This window comes from Cognatishimia activa (genome assembly GCF_017798205.1).
Classification (GTDB): domain Bacteria; phylum Pseudomonadota; class Alphaproteobacteria; order Rhodobacterales; family Rhodobacteraceae; genus Cognatishimia; species Cognatishimia activa_A.
This window is the reverse complement of the sequence record NZ_CP060010.1, coordinates 3,044,779-3,066,080: the sequence shown is the minus strand read 5'-3', so window position 1 is coordinate 3,066,080 and position 21,302 is coordinate 3,044,779. Positions and strand designations below refer to the sequence as shown.

The following is a 21,302-nucleotide window of genomic DNA, read 5'->3' as shown; positions in this document are numbered from 1 at the left end:
TTGCCCCCAGACCCCCAGGATATTTTCAGCAAGAGAAAGTCTAGGTGTCGGGTTTTATCAGCCCCAGGCCACGCAGATAGACGCCGATGCCTGATTCAAGCAGATCTTCGGGAGCAAATGGGCTTTGGGTGCCGGGCGAGTTCCGTGCAAAAAGCTCCACAACGCCGTGGCTCATGGCCCATACGTGTGCAGAGAACATGCTGGGGGGCGGGCGCTTTTCTGGTGGGATGTGTTCGGAGAGATCGGCAGCGGCTTTTTCCATCACGCCGCGTGCGCGCTGCGCCACCGCTGCGAGTTCCGGCGTCCGGTTAACTGAAATCCCGCTTTCAAACATCGCGATGTAGTGGCCGGGATAGCGACGGGCGAAGGCCAGATAAGCGCGGCCTGTCGCTTCAAAAGACGAGAGCGCCGAGGGCTGGCCCTTGTCGTAGGCGTATTGCATCAAATCCGCAAAGATTTCATAGCCTTGGCGGGCCGCCTCTGCGATTAGATCGTCGCGTCCTTCGAAGTGCCGATAGACCGCAGCCGGGGTTACACCCGCGGTTTTCGCGGCTTCTGAGAGGGTGAAACCGGTCGGGCCCTTGGCCTCGATCAGCTGCAAGGCCGCCTCAACCAGCGCTTGGCGCAGGTTGCCGTGATGATAGCCGCGTTTAGGCATTCCAGATGTCGATGCCTCCGCAGATTTTGTCGTCTTGCGCGCCAATAGCGGCGGCGTCTTTGCGATCATAGTCGATCTGGCTTAGCACATGGCGGATCGCAGCCAGCCGAGCCCGGCGCTTGTCGTCTGACCGGATGACGGTCCAGGGGGCAGGGGCGCTGTCAGAGCGGGTCAGGGTCTCTCCAATCGCCGCCGTATAGTCGTCCCATTTCTTAAGGCCTTCGACGTCGATCCAGCTGAGCTTCCATTGTTTCAACGGATCGCTCTCGCGTGACAAGAACCGGCGCAGTTGTTCGGCACGGCCCACGTTGAGCCAGAACTTTACAAGGATAATGCCTTCGTCTTCGAGCATCTTTTCAAAGTCGTTCACTTGCGTGAAGAAATGTTCACGTTGCTCATCCGTGCAAAAGCCAAATACCTTTTCCACAACGCCGCGATTGTACCAGCTGCGATCAAAGAAGACGATTTCGCCGGAGGTGGGCAAGTGTTTGATATACCTCTGGAAATACCATTGGCCCTGTTCGCGTTCTGTCGGTTTGGAGAGCGCCACCACGCGCGCGCCCCGTGCGTTGAGGTTTTCGCGAAACCGTTTGATGGTGCCGCCTTTGCCCGCTGCATCACGCCCCTCAAAGACAATCGCAATCCGTGCGCCGCTTTCCTTGGCCCAGGCTTGCAATTTCACCAGCTCGATCTGCAGCGCATCGTATTGCGCCTCATAGGCCTTGCGGCCCATACGTTCGGCATATGGATAGCCTGTGTCCACGATGTCTTTCTTGCCCGCCTGCGCAATGGCGTCACGCAGCTCTTGAGGCGCGAGGTCGGTGTGATAGGCGCTGATGGCACCGTCAAAGGGCAGCTGCATGAGATCTCTCCATTTTGATTAATATGGCGATCCCAAGCGCTTAGCGCAATGCGGCGTGTATCGCGGCGCGGTCGATTGCGTCCAAAACAGCCTCTTGCGCGACGTGCTGGGGCATATGGCCGATGCCGGGCAGGGTGGTGAGTTGCGCCCCCTCGATTGCGTTCAGCAAAGTCGGCGTGTGCAGGTCGATATTGACCGTATCATCCGCATCGCCGTGCAGGACTTCAGTCGGCACAGAGATCTGACTATAGCGGGGTTTCAGCGTCCGTACCTCGTCCAGGAACCGTTTGCGCTGCAGGGCGGTGGCTTTTTGCGAACCGCGGCTCAGGGTCATTCTGCCAAAATGGTTAAGGTATCCCTCGGGCACCGGTTGCGGCGCGAAAACCTCTATCAGGACGTTTTGGACATGGCTGTTGGGCACCCAAGCTGAGATGACCGGCAAGACAGCCCAGCTAAGCCAAGGGTTTGAATTGATTTCATAAAGCCTTGCGAGCGGCGTGTCCCATGGCTCGGCAGGAGCCGCGAGGGTCACGAGGGCAGAAAGCGCGTCCGGATGGTCCGCAGCCCAGGCCAAAGCGACTGTGCCACCATAGCTTTGACCCACGACGATGGGTTTGTCGGCCCCCAACTGTGCGGCAGCTTTCTGCAAGATCGCGGCCTGTTCAAAGATCGTGTCGCCTTTAGGATTGACCGCATCAGAATAGCCCAGACCGGGGCGATCCAGCACGATGACGCGGTAGCGATCCGTCAACTGATCGACCAGCGAATGGGTAAAGTCGCGGATATTGCCGGAAGAGCCGTGGATCAGCACAAGATCAGGACCGCTGCCTTTGACCAGAGCATGCACGTCGTGGCCATCGACCTCGATGATTTCACCTAAAGGCGGGGTGTCAATACGGGCCTGTGCCTCATTGCGCGCGGCGCGCCAGACGGTGAGCGTCGCCAGCCCCAAAATCAGGATCGCAAGGATCAAAAGGATGCGCATATTACCCCCTTAGATCGGTGCTCTTCTCTCCGATCTTGGAAATGTCAAATGGTGTGGTTTCATATAGTTCAGAAACCCAATTTCCATAGAGCAAATGTGCATGGCTGCGCCAACGATTCATTGGATCCTGGCTGGGATCATCGTCGGGATAATAGTTGCTCGGCACGTTTATCGGCGTGCCGGACGCGACGTCTCGGTCATATTCCTGCTTCAGCGTGCCTGAGTCATACTCAAAATGGTTAAAGATATAGAGGCCACGTTTGGCTTTATCCTCGACCAAGCAAGGGCCGGTGTCCTCGTTGCCCAAGAGCGTCTGTAGCCCATCAACCGTGTCGATCTCGTCCTGCTTCATCTCGGTCCAGCGGCTGACCGGAATGACGCAATCATCTGAAAAACCACGCAAATAATGACTGGCAGGGGCCAGGTTCTTTTGCCGGAAACACCCAAAGGCTTTGGCGTCCAGAATGTGTTTTTGCACGCCATGGAAATAGTAGATCATCGCCATGCCACCCCAGCACACACCCAAGGTCGAATGCACATGGGTCTGGGTCCAGTCAAAGACTTCGCAGAGCTCGTCCCAATAGGTGACCTCCTCAAACGGCAGATGTTCAATCGGCGCGCCGGTGATGATCAGGCCGTCGAACTTTTCGCCAGTCGCCTTCACCTCGGAAAACGGGCGGTAAAATTCTTCCATATGGGCGGCGGCGGTGTTTTTGGTCTGATGCTCGCTCATGCGGATCAGTGAAAACTCGATCTGCAAAGGTGTCGCGCCGATCAGACGGGCGAATTGGTTCTCGGTTTGGATCTTTTTCGGCATCAGGTTCAAGAGGCCGATGCGCAGAGGGCGGATGTCTTGTCGTGCCGCCTGCCGCTCGGACATCACCATCACGCCTTCGCGCGAGAGCACGTCAAAGGCAGGCAGGTGAGAGGGCAGCTTGATGGGCATTGGACAAAATTCCTATATCTTGGATGGTCCTATGTAAGGCAGAGATTAGGCTTGCTCAAGGGTCTCTTCGATGAGGGCTTCGAATTCGGCAGCAGATTTGACCTTGGCGACATCTTCGCCAGCCAGCGTGATGCCCCATTTCGACATGGCCTCATAGCGCGGCTGGCGTGCGGCAAGGGCGCGGGCGTAGGTCCAGCGCACGAAGGCGTTCGGGTCCACAGCATCCTCATCGCAGCCCTGTTCCGCGAGGTATTCCGACCATGCTGATTGCAGGAACTTCGGCTGGTAATACATAGGCTTAGGCGCGCGATCAAAGCGTTTGACCAGCTCTTCGGTATGGGCGTCAGAGCCCTTGATCCAAACCAGCAGCGTCTGCTCTGTCAAAGCCTTTAGGACAGGGTCGTCAGGGTTCTCTGGCTCTACGACCTCGCAGATCGAGCCGGACGTATCGCAGATGAAATTGCCATAGCCATAAAGCTCCTGAGCGCGTTTGATGAAATGCGCGGTATCGAGCGTCGCGGCCACCTCGGAGGCGCGGTGCAGTTCTTGGCGGCGCATATATTCATCAAAGGGCACGCCGCCTTTGGCGGGGTCTCCGGGTTTGCCCAGATAGGCCGAGAGCGGTGCGAGGTTCTCGAAGGTGATGTTGTTGCCGATATAGATGCTGTCGCTCAGCAAAAGCTCACGCAGGTACGGGACCTTCATGGCCTCGGATTTCGCGTGATCCACGATGGCCTCGCCCATGTAGCGTGTGCCAATGCGGTAATCGACGGAATAGTGAAACCAGTCCCCCGTCGCGCGCATTAGGTTTGAGACATAGGTCTTGCCCAGGCCAGACATCGCGAAAAGCGTGACGCGTTTATGCGGCGCATTGCGCCAGTCGGAAGCGGATTGATAGATCATGGCCCGGCTCAAATTGCTGTTTGGAATTAGGTAGCTGTGTGCGGGCAGGGCGTCAAATGGTGAAATGAAAAAAACCCCGCCGAGATGGGCGGGGTTTCATTTTCAACTTTTGAATCTCGGATTAGAAATGAACACCGACTTTCAGGCCCGCACCAATTGCGTAGTTGTTTGTAAACGAGCCAGTGATGAGGGGTGCTGCATTCAGAACCGTGTTCGTGTCACCAAGCCACGTGTAGTTAATGCCACCTGAAACTGTGATGTTATCCTGCGTGTAGCGCGCTCCGATAGTTAGACCAGTTGAACCATCATTCGGGCCAAAGTTACCCGAAAAACCACCTTCGGCTTTTTCGTGACGCGCTGAGACGGAAACTGACCAATTGTCGTTGAGGCGACGTCCAACACCGAGTGTATAGGTAGTCACATCGTTTGAATAAGAAAGCAGCGATGCGCCGCCGTTGGCCAATGCAAACCCTGTTGGGGTCAATGCAAAATCAGACCAATTCACCCAACGAACGCTACCGAAAAGCAATGTATCTTCGGCAATGCCACTTTGTGCTTCAAGGTGCCAAGACTTTGGTGTCTTGAAACTCAGATTATAGGTGCCGACGCCCGATTCAGTAACCGATTGTGTGTGATCAATCGCAGAATTATATGTCAAAGACGCCCGCAATGCGATTTCCGGGATCTCGTAGGCTGCGCCGACCAAGTAACCCGTTCCAGATCCTTGAGAGACGTCTAGCGTGTAGCCACCTGTAATCGCAACATCGCCATCTACGCGTTGTGTACGGACACCAGCATATGCGCTGAAGTTCTCGTTCATTTGATATCGCGCAATCGCTGTCAGAGCTTGTGAGTTCACATCTGCAGTTGTTCCAGCGAGGGCGTAGCCAGTACCGGTTGGATAGCTAACATCGCCGCCATAAGGCGAGTCCACTACCAGCGCGACACTTACATCCTCAGTAACATCCATCTTCAAGCCGAACGCCACCGGTGAATAATCGCCTGCCATGTCTCCGGAGGGCGCGCCTCCGAGGCTTTGAGTGCCGGTTACATTAGGACGGACTATTCCGAATGAGAATTCTGCGTAATCGCCGCTCTCAAAAATGATGCCAACCGATTGGTTAGATCGCTCCAATCCACCCGCCATGGCTGTCGTCGCCATCAACGTCAGCGACAATGCGCCTGTAAGTTTTTTGATCATTGTACGCCTCCCTAAGCGCATTTTAATTTCCCTGCGCCTAAGGTACGGAAAACATTATTTTTCGGTCAACGGCTGACACCACGTCAAGTTGTGTCGAATTTATGACGCCGAAGTCCGAGTGGCGCGCAATTGCAACAGTATGTTCGCGTAATTGCCTGCCAAAATCAACGAAGCCCCCAAAATTAACCAATTGTCGACGGATTCCCCATAAAAAACTGCCCCTACGACAGCTATTAAAGGCAACCGAATGAAATCGACAGGCGCAACCAAAGAGGGCGGAGCGAGTTGCAGCGCGCTGGTTATGCTCCAATGCGCGGTCAATCCAGTGAGGCCGATCAGGATGACATAGGGCAGAGATGACAGCGACGGGAAGGTGATGTCTCCGTCATATCCTGCGCAGATCAGGCCAAAGACGGCCTGCATGGACGTCAGATAAAACAGGATTGTGATGGTTGAATTGCGCTTCGTCAGATGCTTGGTGAAGAGCATCGTGATCGCAAAGCCAATGGCCGAGCAGGCTGCAGTGATAAAGCCGACCCCCATGGGGATCACGCCGGGGCGGGCAATGGCGAGGATGCCCAGAAATCCAAGTGCCGCACAAAGTAGGGTCGAAAGGCTCCACCGTTCTTTCAGGAAAATCGGTGCCAAAAGGATCACCCAAATCGGTGTTGTGAATTCAAGTGCAAAGACTTGTGCGAGGGGGATTGAGGCAAGGGCAAAGAACCACAGGTTCTGACCTGTGAAATGCGCGATGTTGCGGCCCAAGTGCAGGTGAAAGTCGCGGCCGGTGATCTGGTCCCAGGCTTTGGTTTTGGTCAGGATCAGGCTGATGATTGTCACGCCCAAGAGGCTTCTGAACAGCATGATCTCGAATGTATCAAGTTCGGTGCTCACGGCGCGGCCTGCAATGGCCATGGCCGTGAAGGACAGCACAGAGCCCAGCATCCACAAAACGCCTTTAAGGCTATCACTCATTCTTTGATCTCGCAGCAACCGGTTAAGAGGATGGGTGTTTGACCTCGTTGCGTGAGGATGTCTACCGAAATCGGACCGGTTTCACATATGGCCTGATCCAAGATCACAACCGCCGTGTCAAAATCCCCGATCAAGGGTTTGGCGCGGGGCCAGTCTTGGCCTTCGGCACGGGCCGTATCGGGGATCTGAAAGCTGTTCTTGCGCTGATAGTCAAAGATCGCCTCTGACCCGGTGATCGTCAAAGACCAATCTGGCGCCGTGCCTGAACAAATAAAATCCTCTGCCGCCAAAGGGCTGGCCAGTAAAAGCGCTGCGAGAGTGGTGCGACCCATAATGTCCTCCGTTGGCAGACTGTGTCTGGTTCCGCGGTAATTGGAAAGTAAAATTACCGTTTTGGTGCGCAAGCTGCCAAGGCGTCAGCCGGGCTTAGGGGCGGGGTCCAGCTGCAGTCTGTCGGGGTGAACCTTAGGGATCGGTAGTAGGTGTCATACAGATAAGAGCGCCGCATGGCCTTGGCCCCCAGCCACAGAATAGGGAACGGGGCTGGGAATAGACGCGGCGCGCGCCCAAAGGCTCTGCGCAGGCGGCGCATCATGTCCGTGGTGCTGATGTCTGCGTGATCCGTTGCAAGGATCAAAGACGGCACATCGGCTGATTGAACACAATGACGGATCAAATCGGCCAGATTTTGGACGGCAATCATGCTGCGCTGGTTGCGGACAAATCCCAAAGGCAACGGATAAGGCGCATTGGCCATACGCAACATGCGTCCCCAGAGGCCAGGCCCATGAGGGCCATAGACCTGCGGCACACGCAGGATCACCACGCGCATTTTGCTTTTGAAAACAACCTCTTCGGCCTCGAGTTTGGCTTTGCCATACGCTGTATTGGGCGCGGTTGGGTGGTTTAGATCCAGCACTGTGCTGCTTGCGTTCACCCCATAGACCGCGACGGTCGAAAGAAAGATAAACGTCTCAACCCCAGCGGCCTCTGCCTGCGCGACAAGATCGGCGGTGCCATCGCGATTGGCTTTCATGTGGTCGGCAAGCTCGGTTGCCTTGTCCTCGCGCCCGTGCACACGGGCGGCACAATGCACGACGGCTTTCGCGCCTTTCAAAACCTGCGCATAATCGCCTGGGTTTTCCAGATCGAACCCATGCACGAGGCCCTTTGTCGGCCTGCGGCACAGCCCCACCGGATATTCTCCGGCATGGGCCAAAGCGTGCATAACATGTGTGCCGATAAAGCCATTGGCACCGGTAACCACGATATGGGGCTGGGTTGGGCTGCTCATGAGATGTCCTGCGCTTTTGGCCACAGGCTACATAAGCCAGGCGGTGTTTTCTACGCCAAAACGATTGGCCAACGTCCAGAGGCCGCCGCGGATCAGATTGAACCAAATAGCCAGCGGTTCGCGCATCAAAGCCCATGGGCGCGGCCAGACCCAGCTTTCGCCGTCGCGTGCGCTGGAAGGGACAAGGATAAGGTCTGCATAGCCAGCCCAGCGAAAGCTGATCCAACTGCGAGGGAGATGAAAGCTGTCGGTTACTAGAAAAACGGGCTTTTGGGCGTCCAGAAATGGCATTGAGAACAGACCGTTTTGGAGTGTGGAACGGGCAAGGCGCTCTTCGGTGATCGCCTCATCGCTCACCCCATCAGCGCGCGCCACATCGGCCATCATCTCGGCCACGGAGGTGTCAATTTGGCTCGTGCCGGTCATAATCACGTGCTGAGCCTTGCCGGCAAGGATCAGATCCGAACAGGTTTTCGCTCTTTGGTTTGAGTATTTCCCGATGCTGCCGTCTTTATTGTGACCGGCACCAAGGCAAACGACGGTCTCGACTTTTGGAAGTTCAGAGAAATCAGGCGCGGGCCACAAAAAACTCCATCCAATGACCGCAAAAAGGGTGGCTGCATAGACAACCACCCCAAGGCGCAACAGCTTGAGAAACGCGCGCTTTATTCCCATTCAATCGTGCCCGGAGGCTTGGAAGTGATGTCATAGGTGCAGCGGTTGATGCCTTTGACTTCGTTGATGATCCGCGTCGCGGTTTCGCCAAGGAATTCATGGCTGAACGGGTAGTAATCCGCGGTCATGCCATCCACCGAGGTCACCGCGCGCAGCGCGCAGGCGTAGTCATATGTGCGCCCGTCGCCCATCACGCCGACTGTGCGCACAGGCAGGATCGCCACAAAGGCCTGCCAGATCTCATCATAGAGGCCGTGTTTGCGGATCTGGTCGATATAGATCGCATCGGCCTCACGCAGGATCGCCAGTTTCTCGCGGGTGATTTCGCCGGGACAGCGGATCGCCAGACCGGGCCCGGGGAAGGGATGACGTCCAATGAAGGACGCAGGCAAGCCCAACTCACGGCCCAAAGCACGGACCTCGTCTTTGAAGAGCTCACGCAGAGGCTCAACCAGCTTTAGCCCCATCTTCTCAGGCAAGCCGCCAACGTTATGGTGCGATTTAATGGTCACCGAAGGCCCGCCGGAAAAGCTCACGGATTCAATGACATCAGGGTAAAGCGTGCCTTGGGCAAGGAACTCTGCACCCTCAATCGTGTCCGCATGTTTCTGGAACACGTCAATGAACAGCTTGCCAATGATCTTACGCTTGGTTTCCGGATCGGATTGCCCGTCCAGCTCGCCAAGGAACAACTCTTGCTCGTCCGCGTGGATCAACTGCATATTGTAATTGTCGCGGAACATAGTGACGACCTCTTCGGCCTCACCTTTGCGCAGCAACCCGTGATCGACAAACACACAGGTCAGTTGATCGCCAATGGCTTCATGGATCAATACCGCCGCAACAGAGCTATCGACCCCGCCTGAAAGACCACAAATGACCTTTTTGTCGCCTACCTGTTCGCGGATCTTCTCGATCATGATTTCGCGATAAGCACCCATGGTCCAATCGCCGGAAAAACCTGCCAGTTTGACGAAATTTTCATAAAGCTTCGCCCCGCGCGGCGTGTGATGCACCTCGGGGTGGAATTGCACCGCATAGAAGTTCCGGGAGACATCCGCCGTGATCGCATAAGGCGCATTCGGGGAGGTGCCATAGACTTCAAAACCCTCAGCAATTTCAGAGACATGGTCGCCGTGGCTCATCCAGACTTGCTCGTCACCCTCGGTGAACCAACCTTCCAAAATCGACAGCTCGTTTTGAGGCGTCACAAAGGCGCGCCCGAACTCTGCCGTGCCATGGCCCGACTCAACCTTGCCACCCAGCTGATGCATCATCACCTGTTGGCCATAACAGATGCCCAAAATCGGAACGCCCAGATCGAAAATCTCCTGCGGGGCACGCGGAGATCCCTCGCGCGTTACACTATCAGGCCCACCGGAAAAGATCACAGCTTTGGGCGCCATCTCGCGCACCATTTCCATGGTCACATTCTGATATGGGTGGATTTCACAATAGACATTCAGCTCGCGCAAACGACGGGCAATCAGCTGCGTCACTTGGCTACCAAAGTCGATAATAAGCAGGCGGTCGTGGGATGTCTCTGTCATGGGGGGCGGATATGCCAAAACCCCAAAAATCGCAAGCCGCTTTCATCTTGCAGCAAATACTCTGGGGTGAGCGCCCTAGGGCGCGAGGGGCAAAGCCCCTAAAGGCGACAAATCCGCGCGTCAAATGTCGCTTTTTTCGGCAAATAGCCGCAATCCCTCGGTGGCGACAAATGGGGGCGGGCTAGATAAGATCAACTTTTAACGCCTGAGGGTGAGGAACAAAATGGCCGAAGCAACATCTCGTCGTCGTAGCCGTGGAGGCGGGGGCGCAGCCCGCCGTGCAGAACGTGGGTCGATCAAGATCGAAACCGCTAAGTATATCGAACGCAATATCCCGCTGTTTGAGATCCTTACCGAAGAGGCGCTCGAGATCATCGAGACCAATGCTGAAACCATCCTCGAAGAGGTTGGTGTTAACTTTGTCGACAACCCAGCCGCTCTGGAGCGCTGGAAAGAGGCCGGTGCCACCGTCGAAGGTGAACGCGTTCGCATCCCGCGCGGTTTGGCACGTGAGCTGTGTAAAACTGCTCCGTCGACAATCACTCAGCACGCCCGCAATCCGGAAAAATCCGTTGTGATTGGCGGCAACTCTCTGGTCTGTGCACCGGTCTATGGCCCTCCGTTCGTGCGTGATGTGGATGGTGGGCGTCGCTATGCGACCATGGATGACTTCCAGAAATTCGTGAAGCTGGGCTATATGTCCAAATACCTCCACCACTCCGGTGGCACGGTCTGCGAACCAACCGATATTCCGGTTAACAAACGTCACCTGGACATGCTGCTCGCGCATATGACGCTGAGTGACAAGCCCTTCATGGGGTCAGTCACGGAACCAAGCCGCGCGCAGGATTCTGTGGATATGGCGGGCATTCTCTTTGGCAAGGATTTCGTTCAAGACAACACCGTCATGACCTCGCTCATCAACATCAACTCGCCGATGACATTTGACGATGTGATGATGGGCGCACTTGAGGTTTACGCCAAGAACAACCAAGCCTGCATCGTGTCTCCGTTCATTGTGGGCGGTGCAATGGCGCCTGTCTCTGTGGCTGGCACTCTGACACAGGTCATGGCCGAAGTCCTCGCGGGCATCGCCTATAGCCAGCTCATTCGCAAAGGTGCGCCGGTCATCTTTGGGGCCTTCGTGACCTCGATCGACATGGGCTCTGGTGCACCAACCTTCGGCACGCCTGAAGCGAGCCAGATCCTCTATGGCGCAGGCCAACTGGCCCGTCGCATGGGGCTGCCGTTCCGTTCGGGTGGCGGTCTCTGTGGCTCCAAACTGCCAGATGCGCAGGCGGCCTATGAAACTGCACACACGCATAATGCGGCGCTGATGGGCGGCGTGAACTTCATGCTGCACAGCTGTGGCTGGCTTGAGGGCGGTCTGGTGTCGTCTTTCGAGAAGTTCGTGATGGACGCAGACCAGCTCGGCATCCTGCAGAAAATGGCCGAAGGCGTTGCGATTGACACGAACGGCCAAGCGATGGACGCGATCCGCGAAGTCGGACCAGGCGGTCATTATCTGGGCTGTGCCCATACGCAGGCGAACTTCAAATCGGCCTTCTGGCGCTCGGAACTCCTGGACTACAAGCCCTTTGAAACCTGGGAAGAAGAGGGCGCGCGCGATACGCAAACCCTTGCGGCCAATCGCGTCAAGACCCTGCTGGACAACTACCAGAAACCGGCGATTGATCCGGCCATCGAAGAGGCGCTCAACGCCTATGTGGCTGAGAAAAAGGCGTCCATGCCAGACGCCTTTATCTAAGGGCGCAATCTACGACTGCGAGGCGCGGAAAATCTGCGCTTCGCCTATGACTGCGATCAAAATGTCCACGTGGCGCGTGACGGAATAGTCAGCCGTTTCTGCCAGTCTTTGATCGTTGCTTTGATCCTCAAGATGCAAAAGACGTCCCAAAAGATCCTTGCTTTGCATCGGAGGCACCTCTCCGAAAAAGCGTTTCAGATGTGTGTCGCGCCGATAGCTGAGGGCGCCTTCTTTGGCGGCGCGCACCAGGATTGGTGGGCGCTTTAGGCGGTTCATGCGCTGCAAGATATCCATGACTCTGTCCCCTTTTCTGGAATCGCAGCCAAGCGTGCCACGGCCCATTGGGGTGTTGCGTGGACGTAAAGCACCGTGCGGGCACCTCAGGCACTGTTTACCAAATGGAAACAATCATCGGATCCGCACGCATATTTTAACGCGTCGGTAACCAATGCTGCCTAGCGTGTGGATAAATCCGGGGACAATAACGCGGATAAAAAGGGCAGTTTTGTGTACCTTCCGTGGGGTATTTCACATGTCGGAGAGGACCAGAGACCACAACCTGAACAGCATTCCCACCTGGGTGCCACCCTATGCGGTGCGCTACTTGGCCCATACGGAAAAAGGTGTTTCAATTCGAGAGCTTGCGCGACATTCCAAATGTCATGCATCGACCATCATGCGCCAGATCAGGCGGGTTGAATCCCGTCGTGACGATCCCTTGATCGATTCCGCTTTGGCTGCACTCAGCGCCCGCGTGTCTCCGACCAAACCGCCCCTCTCAGCGACGGAGACAATTGGGATGGATGGTCATGTAGTTGATCCCCCAGCCAGCGACGAAACTTTGGATGCAGCGGCCCTTGAGGTCCTGACGGGCCTTAGTCATTCAGGCGCCATTCTTGCGGTCGCACAGGATCTTGATAAGGCCGTGGTCATGCGCGAGGGATTGAACGGGCAAAGTGAGCGCACGGCAGTCACGGACCGCGCGGTAGCAGAGGCCATGGCGCTCAAGGATTGGATTTCCTGCAAGTCCGGCGGGCGGGTGGCACGCTATGTGATCACGCCGCAGGGAAGGGCGGCTCTGCAGAGGCTATTGGCGCGGCGCGAAAATTCTGCAACGGGGTTTCAAGAGGCACAGGCCGAGTTTGAAACCCAACCTCAGGCGCGCCAAGTCGGCCGTGTCCGCTTTCACAGTTCTGAGGGCCCGATGGCTGTGCTGGCCCGTCGCCGTGACAAGGATGGCACACCGTACCTGTCGCGTGAGCTGGTGCGGGCAGGGGAGCGGTTGCGCGAGGATTTTGAACTGGCACATCTAGAGCCGGGGCTAACGCAAGATTGGTCCCATTTCCTGACACCAACGCAAACCACCAAGTCCTCAAGGTCTCCGGCAAGCGGACCAGCGACAGCGCGGGCCCGGGTGACCGCCGCGCTCGAAACTCTGGGCGATGGGTTGTCGGATGTGGTCCTCAGGTGCTGCTGTCACATGGACGGTATGGAGGCGACAGAAAAACACCTCGGGTGGCCTGCGCGGTCGGGCAAAGTGGTTCTGCGGATCGCCTTGACGAGGCTTGCTGAACATTACCGCAATTGCGATCCCGAGGTCGGCGATCTGATCTGGTAACAAAAAAGGCCCGCGATAGTCGCGGGCCTTTTACGTAATTTTCACAGAGGCTTAGGCCGCGACAGTGTCGACCTTGTTCTTAAGATAGCTCAGAACATTCTCTGGCGCGCTTTCGCCATAAGGATCCTCTGGGTGGTTGTCGTCGCGGCCTGGCTCTTCAAAGAAGGCCTCAACAACGCCATTGTCGATGACAGCCGCATAGCGCCAGGAGCGCATGCCGAACCCGAGGTTGTCTTTGTCCACCAGCATGCCGACTTTGCGGGTGAATTCACCAGAGCCGTCAGGGATTACGCCGACGTTTTTGATGCCCTGCGCTTCGGCCCATTTGTTCATCACAAAAGAGTCGTTCACAGACATGCAATAGATCGCATCGATGCCTTCGGCCGCGAAATCAGCAAAGCCGTTCTCAAAGCCTGGCAGCTGGTATGTCGAGCATGTCGGGGTGAACGCACCCGGCAGGGAAAACAGCACAACGCGCTTGCCTTCAAAGTAATCTGCGGTGGTCATGTCCTGCCAGCGGAAGGGGTTTGGACCTTCGATGCTGTCGTCGCGAACGCGCGTGCGGAAGGTGACATTGGGGAGTTTTTGTCCTGCAAACATAAGGAGCCTCTGTGGGATAGGATAGTTCTGCACTGCGGCATAAGGCGATTCCCGAAGGGCTTCAACAGCTTGCGTGCCGGCGACGGGGCCGCAAAACGCCTTTGCCATCTGCTTAGGCAGGTGGGCGCAAAACGCATAGCTGCCCTGCATGACTGGCCCTTGCGTAAATCTAGAGCTATGTTAGCAGTTCCAAAGCTTGAACGAGTGCAGAGGAGAGCCGCGTGAGAGACCTGAAGATCCCAGAGCAGCGCCATCCTGAAAAAGCCCATCGGCCGGACAATGCCCAGCCGAAGAAACCCAAATGGATCCGCGTCAAGGCGCCAACAGGAGAGGGCTATAACGCGACCAAAAAGATCATGCGCGAGCATAACCTTGCGACAGTCTGCGAAGAGGCGGCCTGTCCAAACGCGGGCGAATGCTGGTCCCAGGGTCACGCGACCATGATGATCATGGGCGAGGTCTGCACCCGCGCCTGCACATTCTGCAATATCGCCACCGGCAAGCCACCAGAGGATCTGGACCCGTTTGAACCGGGCCGCGTGGCCGATGCGGTCCAGAAACTTGGCCTTAACCACGTGGTCATCACCTCGGTGGATCGTGACGACATCGAAGACGGCGGAGCCGAGCATTTCGCCCAAACCATCCGCGCGATCCGCCACCGCAGCCCGGGCACCACGATTGAAATCCTGACACCGGACTTCATCCGCTGTGATCCTTCGGTGCTGAAAATCGTGACCGACGCGAAACCTGACGTCTTCAACCACAATCTTGAAACCGTCCCGGGCCTCTACCCAGAAGTGCGCCCTGGCGCGCGTTATTTCCATTCTCTGCGCCTGTTGCAGCGCGTCAAAGAACTCGACCCAGAGATCTTCACCAAATCTGGCATCATGGTCGGCCTTGGCGAAGACCGTCAGGCCGTGATGCAAGTCATGGAAGACATGCGCGCCGCCGACATCGATTTCCTGACCATCGGCCAGTATCTGCAGCCAACCCCGAAGCACCACGCGGTGGACCGTTTCGTGACGCCAGAAGAGTTCGAGCAATACGAGAAAGCCGCCTATGGCAAAGGCTTCCTCATGGTCTCAGCCACACCGCTCACCCGCAGCTCCTATCACGCAGGCGATGACTTCGTCCGCCTGCGCGACAACCGCCGCGCAAAACTCGCGCGTGCCTAAGTCTTTCTCTTGCTGAAAATATCCCCGCCGGAGGCTCCAACCCGAGCCTCCGGCGGTTTCATTTATGGCAAAGACGCCACATAGGCCGCAATCGCGTTGCGGTCCTCTACTGGTAATTTCGACATGTTCTCAACCACATGCGCCATTGCGCCGCCGGCGCTGTCAAAGCTGGGTGTGAAGCCGCTTTCCAGATAATAGGCGATGTCTTCAGGGCTCCAATCAAGCTCTGATGGGGTGATACCTGGCACTTTGCCTTCGCCCGGCAAGACAGATCCAGTCAGCCACGACGCGCGATCCAAGCCACCTAGTGCGTTCCGCGGCGTATGGCATTCGCCGCAGTGTCCTAGCGCTTCGACCAGATAGCGGCCGCGCTCCAGTTCAGGCGTTCCAACATCACTCACAACCCAGTCGCTGGCCCCAAAGAGCAGTTTCCATCCGCCCAAAGCGCGTCGGTAGCTAAAGGGGAACCCCACATCATGGGGAGTGTTCGCTTCGCCAGAGGCGGGTAGGGTCTCCATAAAGGCCTTCAGATCCACCACATCCTGCGGCGTGATCTTGGCGTAGGACACATAGGGAAATGCGGGATAATAGTGTTTCCCCGCAGGGCTTACGCCTTTCTGAACCGCATTCGCGAAGTCAACCGTGTTCCAGCCGCCAATCCCCGCCACTGGATCCGGCGAGATGTTAGGCGCATAGAAGGTCCCGAAATCCGAAGGAAAGGCCTGACCGCCCGCCAAAACCGGAGCATCGCCGATCTCGGCCTTTGGGGCGACGTGACAGGATGCACAGCCCGCGGCATGAAACACGTCTTTGCCATGTACCGGATCCGCTGTCAGACCGTCAAAGCTGGCGCTGTCGACCTGTCCGGGTCGCGTCACGAAAAAGAAAACGGCCAGCCCAAGAAGGGCCAGCACAAAGATCAAACGGATAAAACGTCCCATAGGGGATTAGCGACCCCGATAGGCCTTGTGACATGCACCACAAGTGCCGCCCAGATCGCCCATCGCGGCGCGCAGGGAGTCAAGGTCGGTGCCTGCTGCAGTGGCCATATTGGCTGCAGCACTTGTCAGCGCCATGGATTTCGCGCCCACATCAGGGAAGTTCTCCCAGATCGCCGCCTTCGCGCGGGTACCTTCCGCACTGTCCATATCAGAGCCCTGTGGCCAGAGAGAACCCGCGTTCAGAGACGCCACCGCCAGCAGGTTGTCTGCTGCGGCCTGCGCCGCTGCGGCGTCATAATCCGCATTGCCGCGCGCCATGCCGCCAAGGATGCCAAGGTAATGTGCGTAAAGTTGCATCTGACCTTGCCGGGCCTTTATTGCGCCCTCGATATGCCCGCCGGCAAAGGCGGCGCCGGCTGTCATTGAGGCCATCAATGTAAGGGTGGTGAGTAGTTTCTTGGCCATGGTGTAACACTCCTGCTGGTAAATCTACTTTCCACGAGTGTAGCAACGCTGGGCGCGATTTGGGAAGCATGACCCAAATTTGGCTTCACGATGTCGTGAACTCCGCCTATTCCTCGACGAAACGTACCTTGCCGATAAAGGGCAGGTTCCGGTTTCTTTGAGCGTAATCAATGCCATAACCGACAACGAATTCATCGGGGATCTCAAAGCCCACCCAATCGGCGCGCACATCGGCTTCGCGACGGCTGGGTTTGTCCAACAGCGCAATGGTCTTCATTTTGCGCGGGGATCGGTTCTGCAGGAAGCGAGACACATGGTGCAGCGTGTGCCCCGTGTCGACGATATCCTCCACCACCAACACATCGCGGCCTTCGATTTCGCCACGCAGATCTTTGAGGATCCGCACCTCGCGACTGCTTTCCATGGCGTCGCCGTAGGAGGACGCCTCAAGGAAGTCGACTTCGACCGGTAGGTCCAGCTCTCGCACAAGATCTGCGATAAAGACGAAAGAGCCACGCAACAGCCCCACAACAACCAGCTTGTCCGTGTCCGCAAACTCCCGCCGGATTTCGCTGCAAAGCTCTTCGATCCGCGCGTCGATGCTTTTGGCCGAGATCATTTTGTCGATCACATAAGCTGGCTGTGTCATGCTGCCCCCTTGAATTTCCGCGCCAACCATACGAAATGGGCGCGAAGGATCAAGGACAACCGAGCGGTCAAAGAACGAAAATGCCACGCCATTCCGAAACTCGAGTGCTGCCCTATACGGCGACGCAGATGTATGCGCTGGTGGCAGACGTGGCGTCCTATCCGCAGTTTCTACCCTGGTGCGCGGCTGCGCGCATTCGCTCGCGCGTGCCTGAGGGCGCAGCAGAGGTCATGCTGGCGGATCTAGTGATCTCGTTCAAAGTGTTTCGCGAGAAATTCGGGTCGCGGGTGACGCTGTTTGAAAGCGAGAAATCCATAGATACAGAATATCTGGATGGCCCGTTCAAATACCTCAAGTCTACTTGGAAATTCAAAGACGTAGAGGGCGGATGCGAAGTCGATTTCTTTGTCGATTTCGAGTTCAAAAATGCGATCTTGCAGGGCGTCATCGGCGTTGTCTTCAACGAGGCCATGAACCGCATCGTGCGCGCCTTTGAAAATCGCGCGGCCGAGCTTTACGCATAAAAAAGGGCGCTCCGAAGAGCGCCCGATTTCAATTTTTTGATGGCATTACGAGCTGACGTCGTAAGCGCGTTCGCCGTGTACAGTCAGGTCCAGGCCGGTGGTCTCTGTTTCCTCATCCACACGCAGCGGTGTGATCATACCGACGACTTTCACCAGCACAAAGGTCACAACCAGAGTGAACACACCCACGATCGCCAGTGATCCGAGCTGCGCTGCGAAAGACGCTTGGCCGAAGACCGCGATCATGATGGTGCCGAAGATGCCGCCCACGCCGTGAACTGCGAAGACATCGAGCGTGTCGTCAATTTTCAGCATGTTGCGGATCACGTTCACGGCCTCTTGGCAGAGAACGCCTGCAACTGCACCGATGATCAGCGCCTCAACAGGGCCGACAAAACCGGATGCCGGTGTGATAGACGCCAGACCTGCGATGGTACCGGTGACCAGACCCACCAGAGAGGCTTTGCCGTATTTAAATTTCTCCCACAGGGCCCAGGTCAGGGAAGCGGTGGCTGCAGAGATATGGGTGACGGTCAGAGCCATCGCCGCGCCGCCGTCTGCCGCGAGCTGAGAGCCGCCGTTAAAGCCGAACCAACCGACCCACAGAAGTGCTGCGCCAACCATGACCATCCAAGGTGCATGCGGAGGCGTTGTGCTGTTCTTACGTGCGCCTAGCAGAACCGCGATCACCAGCGCCGCGATACCCGCGGTCTCGTGCACCACGATGCCGCCTGCAAAGTCACGCACGCCGCTATCGCCAAAGATGCCGCCATCCGCGAGGAGGCCGCCGCCCCAGACCCAGTGCACAACCGGCGCGTAGCAGATCAGCATCCATAGCGCGGAAAACAGCAGCACAAAGCCAAAGCCGATGCGCTCCACATAGGCGCCAACGATCAGCGCTGGTGTGATGATCGCGAAGGTCATCTGGAATGCAAAGAAAAGAACCTCGGGCAGGGTGCCAGACAGGCTATCCGTGGTGACGCCCGACAGGAACATCTTGTCCAGACCACCCCAGTATCCCGACGTGCCGCCGCCAAAGGCGATGGAGTAGCCAAAGACGAGCCACAGAACGCTCATCAAGCAGGCAATCGCATAGCAATGCATAAAGACGCTGAGGACGTTGCGCGCGCGCACGAGGCCTCCGTAAAAAAGTGCCAGCCCCGGCAGTGTCATCATCAGCACGAGCGCCGTGGCGACGATGATCCAGGCGGTATCCGCTCCGTTCATGATCTTCCCCTTATCTTCTTAAGAACCGTTGCAGGGGGTCAAAGCGGATGAAAGGTGCAAAACAAAGCGGCAGTTTTGTTTGCGGTGTCTATTTTATATGCGTTTTGCGGCATGATTAAAAAATATGCTAAAAAATACCGCTAACGGCTAAAAAATAATCAAAATTGAGATGAGGCGGTGATTAGCAGGCGCAAGGCGTGATTTCTGGCCGAATCCCGCACATTATTTCGCCCGATTGCCCCAAATTCCACCGTTTCTGTGATGGTTTCGGTTTTCGAAGTGATGCCAAAACAGACGCGACCTTCGGGTTTAAACTCGGAACCACCGGGGCCTGCGATCCCCGTGATCGAGACGGCGATGGTGGCATTGCTATGCGCAACGGCGCCCTCGGCCATTTCGCGTGCGACCTGCTCTGACACGGCCCCATGGGCGTCAAGGGTTGCAGGTGACACGCCGAGCATCTGGATTTTCGCGTCATTGGTGTAGGTGACAAATCCCCGATCAAGGATCGCCGAAGATCCCGCGACGTCAGTGATCGCTGCCGAGACCATCCCGCCAGTGCAGCTTTCGGCTGTCGCGATCACCACGCCTTTGGCTTTGGCGATCGCTAGGAGGTCTTCGGCGAGTGTCACAGGATCACCATGTGATAGAGGCCACCCAATATGGTGACCGCGATGGCTGCGAAGACACCCGCAAAGACGTCATCCAGCATCACGCCCAAGGCGTCTCCGCGACGGTCGGCCCAACCGACAATAGAGGGTTTCCAAATGTCAAAGAGGCGGAAGAAGAAAAAGCCTGCAATCCAGCCAGGATACATGGCAAGGGCAGGGAGGTCCATTTTCCAAGTGCCATAGCTTACGACAAATAGCGCGATCCATTGGCCGACGACTTCGTCGACGACAACCTCGCTGGGGTCGTGATTGTCACTGCCGCGCGTCATGGCCGCGGTGGCCCACCAGCCGATGAGGAATACAATGACAGTGGCAGCGACCAAAGTCGGAAAGCCGCCAAAAATTTGAATGATCAAGGCAAAGAGCACCCCAGCCAAAGACCCCCAAGTGCCCGGTGCAGGACGCAGGTAGCCGACATAAAAGACAGTCGCGATGAATTTGCTCATGATTTCACCAATGTCGCGGTGGCGAGGGCTGCGATGCCTTCTTCGCGGCCTGTAAAGCCAAGGCGTTCGCTGGTGGTGGCTTTGATGCTGACGCGGTCTTCGTCCATATCCATCAGCTCTGCCATCCGCGAGATCATCTTAGCGGCATTCGGCCCGATCTTGGGGCGCTCGCAGATCAGGGTGCAGTCAATATTGCTGACCGTGAACCCTTTGGACGCTGCCAGATCCACCGCATGTTTCAGGAAAATCGCGCTGTCGGCGTCTTTCCACTCCATCTCGCTTGGGGGGAAATGCCGCCCAATGTCACCTTCCGCCAGCGCGCCATAGATCGCGTCTGTAACCGCATGCATGCCAACATCGGCGTCTGAGTGCCCCTTGAGCGCTTTGTCGTGCGGGAGCGTGACCCCGCAAAGCACAACATGATCACCCTCTTCAAAGGCATGCACGTCAAAGCCGTTGCCCAGTCGAATATCCATAGTCCCTCGCAAAATGCGTTCCGCGCGGGCGAAATCCCCGGGCGTTGTAATTTTCAGATTGGCCTCGTCGCCTTCGGTGATCGTGACGTTTACGCCAGTCGCGCGTGCGACCTCGACGTCATCAGCCGCTTGCCCGTGAAAGGATCGATGCGCTGCCAGAATGGTTTCAAAATCAAACCCTTGCGGGGTTTGTGCGCGGAATAGACCTGCGCGATTTTGCGTGCCCGAGACCTGACCGTCTTCACCCCGCCAAAGCGCATCCGAGACCGCCAAGGCAGGGGCCGCGGCCTTGCTGGTTTTCAGGGCGTCGATCACACCTGTAATCACATGTTCCGGCACCGTTGCGCGCGCCACATCGTGAATAAGGACATGAGTCGCGCCCGTCCCAACCAAAGCCTCGAGCCCCGCGCGCACCGATGCATCACGCGTTGCGCCGCCATGCACGGTTTTTACATCCAGGCTGTCATAAAACTGTGCATCATCAGGGTGTACGACCAGCAGACTCTCGTCCACCTTTGGATGGTTTCGGAAAGCCTTGAGCGCCCAGTCCGCCACGCGGCGACCCGCCAGAGGCTGCCATTGTTTGGGTAATGCCCCTCCGGCGCGCGTGCCTCGGCCTGCGGCGACGATCAGGGCAATTGTTTTCTGGTGCTGCTCACTCATAGGGCCTGTCTATGACCAGATCAGGCTTTG

Annotated in this window: 24 protein-coding genes; 4 read left to right on the top strand and 20 right to left on the bottom strand. The window is 56.9% G+C overall.

Going from position 1 to position 21,302, the window contains the following annotated elements; translation table 11 throughout:
- Positions 1 to 40 precede the first annotated feature (40 nt).
- The 11 genes from HZ995_RS15160 to guaA all read right to left on the bottom strand — a co-directional run bounded on the left by HZ995_RS15160 (position 41) and on the right by guaA (position 10,049).
- Positions 41 to 658 carry a TetR/AcrR family transcriptional regulator gene (locus HZ995_RS15160; RefSeq protein ID WP_209356488.1) on the bottom strand — a complete coding sequence of 206 codons (618 nt, stop codon included), beginning with the start codon at positions 656 to 658 and terminating at the stop codon, positions 41 to 43.
- A complete protein-coding gene (ppk2, locus tag HZ995_RS15155) occupies positions 651 to 1,520 on the bottom strand; it encodes a polyphosphate kinase 2 (RefSeq protein ID WP_209356487.1) in 870 nt (289 codons plus the stop codon). Before ppk2 ends, HZ995_RS15160 begins: the two co-directional genes overlap by 8 nt.
- Before the next feature lie 40 nt (positions 1,521 to 1,560).
- Complete coding sequence (locus HZ995_RS15150; protein ID WP_209356486.1) at positions 1,561 to 2,505, bottom strand: alpha/beta fold hydrolase; 945 nt, start codon at positions 2,503 to 2,505, stop codon at positions 1,561 to 1,563.
- A 1-nt stretch (position 2,506) separates the two neighbouring features.
- Positions 2,507 to 3,451: a homoserine O-acetyltransferase MetA gene (gene metA, locus HZ995_RS15145; RefSeq protein ID WP_209356485.1), complete on the bottom strand. Its 945-nt coding sequence runs from the start codon at positions 3,449 to 3,451 to the stop codon at positions 2,507 to 2,509.
- Between the two features lie 45 nt (positions 3,452 to 3,496).
- On the bottom strand, positions 3,497 to 4,354 hold the full coding sequence (locus tag HZ995_RS15140) for an ATPase (RefSeq protein ID WP_209356484.1): 858 nt from the start codon (positions 4,352 to 4,354) through the stop codon (positions 3,497 to 3,499).
- A gap of 121 nt (positions 4,355 to 4,475) precedes the next feature.
- Entirely contained in the window at positions 4,476 to 5,555 is a 1,080-nt protein-coding gene (locus tag HZ995_RS15135) for an OmpP1/FadL family transporter (RefSeq protein ID WP_209356483.1), read from the bottom strand.
- Positions 5,556 to 5,654: 99 nt separating this feature from the next.
- Positions 5,655 to 6,530, bottom strand: a complete 876-nt coding sequence (locus HZ995_RS15130; RefSeq protein WP_209356482.1) for a DMT family transporter — start codon at positions 6,528 to 6,530, stop codon at positions 5,655 to 5,657.
- Positions 6,527 to 6,862: a hypothetical protein gene (locus HZ995_RS15125; protein WP_209356481.1), complete on the bottom strand. Its 336-nt coding sequence runs from the start codon at positions 6,860 to 6,862 to the stop codon at positions 6,527 to 6,529. Before HZ995_RS15125 ends, HZ995_RS15130 begins: the two co-directional genes overlap by 4 nt.
- A gap of 53 nt (positions 6,863 to 6,915) precedes the next feature.
- Positions 6,916 to 7,824, bottom strand: coding sequence for an NAD-dependent epimerase/dehydratase family protein (locus HZ995_RS15120; RefSeq protein ID WP_209356480.1), 909 nt, complete (start codon positions 7,822 to 7,824; stop codon positions 6,916 to 6,918).
- A gap of 27 nt (positions 7,825 to 7,851) precedes the next feature.
- Positions 7,852 to 8,499 (bottom strand): YdcF family protein, encoded by a 648-nt coding sequence (locus HZ995_RS15115; RefSeq protein WP_209356479.1) that lies wholly within the window; start codon positions 8,497 to 8,499, stop codon positions 7,852 to 7,854.
- The gene (guaA, locus tag HZ995_RS15110; protein WP_209356478.1) at positions 8,490 to 10,049 is read right to left on the bottom strand and encodes a glutamine-hydrolyzing GMP synthase; all 1,560 of its coding nucleotides are present in this window, start codon (positions 10,047 to 10,049) and stop codon (positions 8,490 to 8,492) included. Before guaA ends, HZ995_RS15115 begins: the two co-directional genes overlap by 10 nt.
- Before the next feature lie 223 nt (positions 10,050 to 10,272).
- Between guaA and HZ995_RS15105 the strand changes: the two genes are divergently transcribed.
- Positions 10,273 to 11,817 (top strand): trimethylamine methyltransferase family protein, encoded by a 1,545-nt coding sequence (locus HZ995_RS15105; protein WP_209356477.1) that lies wholly within the window; start codon positions 10,273 to 10,275, stop codon positions 11,815 to 11,817.
- 9 nt (positions 11,818 to 11,826) lie between these two features.
- Here HZ995_RS15105 and HZ995_RS15100 read toward each other — a convergent pair whose 3' ends face one another.
- Complete coding sequence (locus HZ995_RS15100; protein ID WP_209356476.1) at positions 11,827 to 12,111, bottom strand: DUF6477 family protein; 285 nt, start codon at positions 12,109 to 12,111, stop codon at positions 11,827 to 11,829.
- 238 nt (positions 12,112 to 12,349) lie between these two features.
- Here HZ995_RS15100 and HZ995_RS15095 point away from each other — a divergent pair, with 238 nt between their 5' ends.
- Positions 12,350 to 13,435 (top strand): DUF6456 domain-containing protein, encoded by a 1,086-nt coding sequence (locus HZ995_RS15095; RefSeq protein WP_209356475.1) that lies wholly within the window; start codon positions 12,350 to 12,352, stop codon positions 13,433 to 13,435.
- 51 nt (positions 13,436 to 13,486) lie between these two features.
- Here the strand turns inward: HZ995_RS15095 and HZ995_RS15090 are convergent, their stop codons facing one another.
- The gene (locus tag HZ995_RS15090) at positions 13,487 to 14,035 is read right to left on the bottom strand and encodes a peroxiredoxin (RefSeq protein WP_209356474.1); all 549 of its coding nucleotides are present in this window, start codon (positions 14,033 to 14,035) and stop codon (positions 13,487 to 13,489) included.
- Positions 14,036 to 14,256: 221 nt separating this feature from the next.
- Here HZ995_RS15090 and lipA point away from each other — a divergent pair, with 221 nt between their 5' ends.
- Positions 14,257 to 15,210, top strand: coding sequence for a lipoyl synthase (gene lipA, locus HZ995_RS15085; protein WP_209356473.1), 954 nt, complete (start codon positions 14,257 to 14,259; stop codon positions 15,208 to 15,210).
- A 62-nt stretch (positions 15,211 to 15,272) separates the two neighbouring features.
- On the opposite strand, the gene HZ995_RS15080 is transcribed toward lipA, so the two are convergent.
- From HZ995_RS15080 to hpt, 3 genes are all read right to left on the bottom strand, one after another.
- Positions 15,273 to 16,151 carry a cytochrome c gene (locus tag HZ995_RS15080; RefSeq protein WP_209356472.1) on the bottom strand — a complete coding sequence of 293 codons (879 nt, stop codon included), beginning with the start codon at positions 16,149 to 16,151 and terminating at the stop codon, positions 15,273 to 15,275.
- Positions 16,152 to 16,157: 6 nt separating this feature from the next.
- The gene (locus HZ995_RS15075; protein ID WP_209356471.1) at positions 16,158 to 16,616 is read right to left on the bottom strand and encodes a c-type cytochrome; all 459 of its coding nucleotides are present in this window, start codon (positions 16,614 to 16,616) and stop codon (positions 16,158 to 16,160) included.
- A 106-nt stretch (positions 16,617 to 16,722) separates the two neighbouring features.
- The gene (gene hpt, locus HZ995_RS15070) at positions 16,723 to 17,265 is read right to left on the bottom strand and encodes a hypoxanthine phosphoribosyltransferase (protein ID WP_209356470.1); all 543 of its coding nucleotides are present in this window, start codon (positions 17,263 to 17,265) and stop codon (positions 16,723 to 16,725) included.
- Positions 17,266 to 17,345: 80 nt separating this feature from the next.
- Between hpt and HZ995_RS15065 the strand changes: the two genes are divergently transcribed.
- Entirely contained in the window at positions 17,346 to 17,789 is a 444-nt protein-coding gene (locus HZ995_RS15065) for a type II toxin-antitoxin system RatA family toxin (RefSeq protein WP_209356469.1), read from the top strand.
- Between the two features lie 45 nt (positions 17,790 to 17,834).
- Here the strand turns inward: HZ995_RS15065 and HZ995_RS15060 are convergent, their stop codons facing one another.
- The 4 genes from HZ995_RS15060 to HZ995_RS15045 all read right to left on the bottom strand — a co-directional run bounded on the left by HZ995_RS15060 (position 17,835) and on the right by HZ995_RS15045 (position 21,272).
- The gene (locus tag HZ995_RS15060) at positions 17,835 to 19,016 is read right to left on the bottom strand and encodes an ammonium transporter (RefSeq protein ID WP_209356468.1); all 1,182 of its coding nucleotides are present in this window, start codon (positions 19,014 to 19,016) and stop codon (positions 17,835 to 17,837) included.
- A 158-nt stretch (positions 19,017 to 19,174) separates the two neighbouring features.
- Positions 19,175 to 19,648: a CinA family protein gene (locus tag HZ995_RS15055; RefSeq protein WP_209356467.1), complete on the bottom strand. Its 474-nt coding sequence runs from the start codon at positions 19,646 to 19,648 to the stop codon at positions 19,175 to 19,177.
- Positions 19,645 to 20,133, bottom strand: a complete 489-nt coding sequence (locus HZ995_RS15050) for a phosphatidylglycerophosphatase A family protein (RefSeq protein WP_209356466.1) — start codon at positions 20,131 to 20,133, stop codon at positions 19,645 to 19,647. The genes HZ995_RS15055 and HZ995_RS15050 overlap by 4 nt, the downstream gene beginning before the upstream one ends.
- Complete coding sequence (locus tag HZ995_RS15045; RefSeq protein WP_209356465.1) at positions 20,130 to 21,272, bottom strand: bifunctional 2-C-methyl-D-erythritol 4-phosphate cytidylyltransferase/2-C-methyl-D-erythritol 2,4-cyclodiphosphate synthase; 1,143 nt, start codon at positions 21,270 to 21,272, stop codon at positions 20,130 to 20,132. Before HZ995_RS15045 ends, HZ995_RS15050 begins: the two co-directional genes overlap by 4 nt.
- Positions 21,273 to 21,302 lie beyond the last annotated feature (30 nt).

Bases quoted from the DNA above. Each gene is read 5' to 3' on its own strand.
- HZ995_RS15050 (WP_209356466.1), bottom strand. From the start codon at position 20,133: ATGAGCAAATTCATCGCGACTGTCTTTTATGTCGGCTACCTGCGTCCT.
- HZ995_RS15075 (WP_209356471.1), bottom strand. From the start codon at position 16,616: ATGGCCAAGAAACTACTCACCACCCTTACATTGATGGCCTCAATGACA.
- HZ995_RS15160 (WP_209356488.1), bottom strand. From the start codon at position 658: ATGCCTAAACGCGGCTATCATCACGGCAACCTGCGCCAAGCGCTGGTT.
- HZ995_RS15150 (WP_209356486.1), bottom strand. From the start codon at position 2,505: ATGCGCATCCTTTTGATCCTTGCGATCCTGATTTTGGGGCTGGCGACG.
- HZ995_RS15090 (WP_209356474.1), bottom strand. From the start codon at position 14,035: ATGTTTGCAGGACAAAAACTCCCCAATGTCACCTTCCGCACGCGCGTT.
- HZ995_RS15080 (WP_209356472.1), bottom strand. From the start codon at position 16,151: ATGGGACGTTTTATCCGTTTGATCTTTGTGCTGGCCCTTCTTGGGCTG.
- ppk2 (WP_209356487.1), bottom strand. From the start codon at position 1,520: ATGCAGCTGCCCTTTGACGGTGCCATCAGCGCCTATCACACCGACCTC.
- HZ995_RS15095 (WP_209356475.1), top strand. From the start codon at position 12,350: ATGTCGGAGAGGACCAGAGACCACAACCTGAACAGCATTCCCACCTGG.
- HZ995_RS15130 (WP_209356482.1), bottom strand. From the start codon at position 6,530: ATGAGTGATAGCCTTAAAGGCGTTTTGTGGATGCTGGGCTCTGTGCTG.
- HZ995_RS15065 (WP_209356469.1), top strand. From the start codon at position 17,346: ATGCCACGCCATTCCGAAACTCGAGTGCTGCCCTATACGGCGACGCAG.
- guaA (WP_209356478.1), bottom strand. From the start codon at position 10,049: ATGACAGAGACATCCCACGACCGCCTGCTTATTATCGACTTTGGTAGC.
- HZ995_RS15045 (WP_209356465.1), bottom strand. From the start codon at position 21,272: ATGAGTGAGCAGCACCAGAAAACAATTGCCCTGATCGTCGCCGCAGGC.
- HZ995_RS15120 (WP_209356480.1), bottom strand. From the start codon at position 7,824: ATGAGCAGCCCAACCCAGCCCCATATCGTGGTTACCGGTGCCAATGGC.
- HZ995_RS15125 (WP_209356481.1), bottom strand. From the start codon at position 6,862: ATGGGTCGCACCACTCTCGCAGCGCTTTTACTGGCCAGCCCTTTGGCG.
- HZ995_RS15140 (WP_209356484.1), bottom strand. From the start codon at position 4,354: ATGATCTATCAATCCGCTTCCGACTGGCGCAATGCGCCGCATAAACGC.
- hpt (WP_209356470.1), bottom strand. From the start codon at position 17,265: ATGACACAGCCAGCTTATGTGATCGACAAAATGATCTCGGCCAAAAGC.
- HZ995_RS15115 (WP_209356479.1), bottom strand. From the start codon at position 8,499: ATGGGAATAAAGCGCGCGTTTCTCAAGCTGTTGCGCCTTGGGGTGGTT.
- metA (WP_209356485.1), bottom strand. From the start codon at position 3,451: ATGCCCATCAAGCTGCCCTCTCACCTGCCTGCCTTTGACGTGCTCTCG.
- HZ995_RS15105 (WP_209356477.1), top strand. From the start codon at position 10,273: ATGGCCGAAGCAACATCTCGTCGTCGTAGCCGTGGAGGCGGGGGCGCA.
- HZ995_RS15135 (WP_209356483.1), bottom strand. From the start codon at position 5,555: ATGATCAAAAAACTTACAGGCGCATTGTCGCTGACGTTGATGGCGACG.
- HZ995_RS15060 (WP_209356468.1), bottom strand. From the start codon at position 19,016: ATGAACGGAGCGGATACCGCCTGGATCATCGTCGCCACGGCGCTCGTG.
- HZ995_RS15100 (WP_209356476.1), bottom strand. From the start codon at position 12,111: ATGGATATCTTGCAGCGCATGAACCGCCTAAAGCGCCCACCAATCCTG.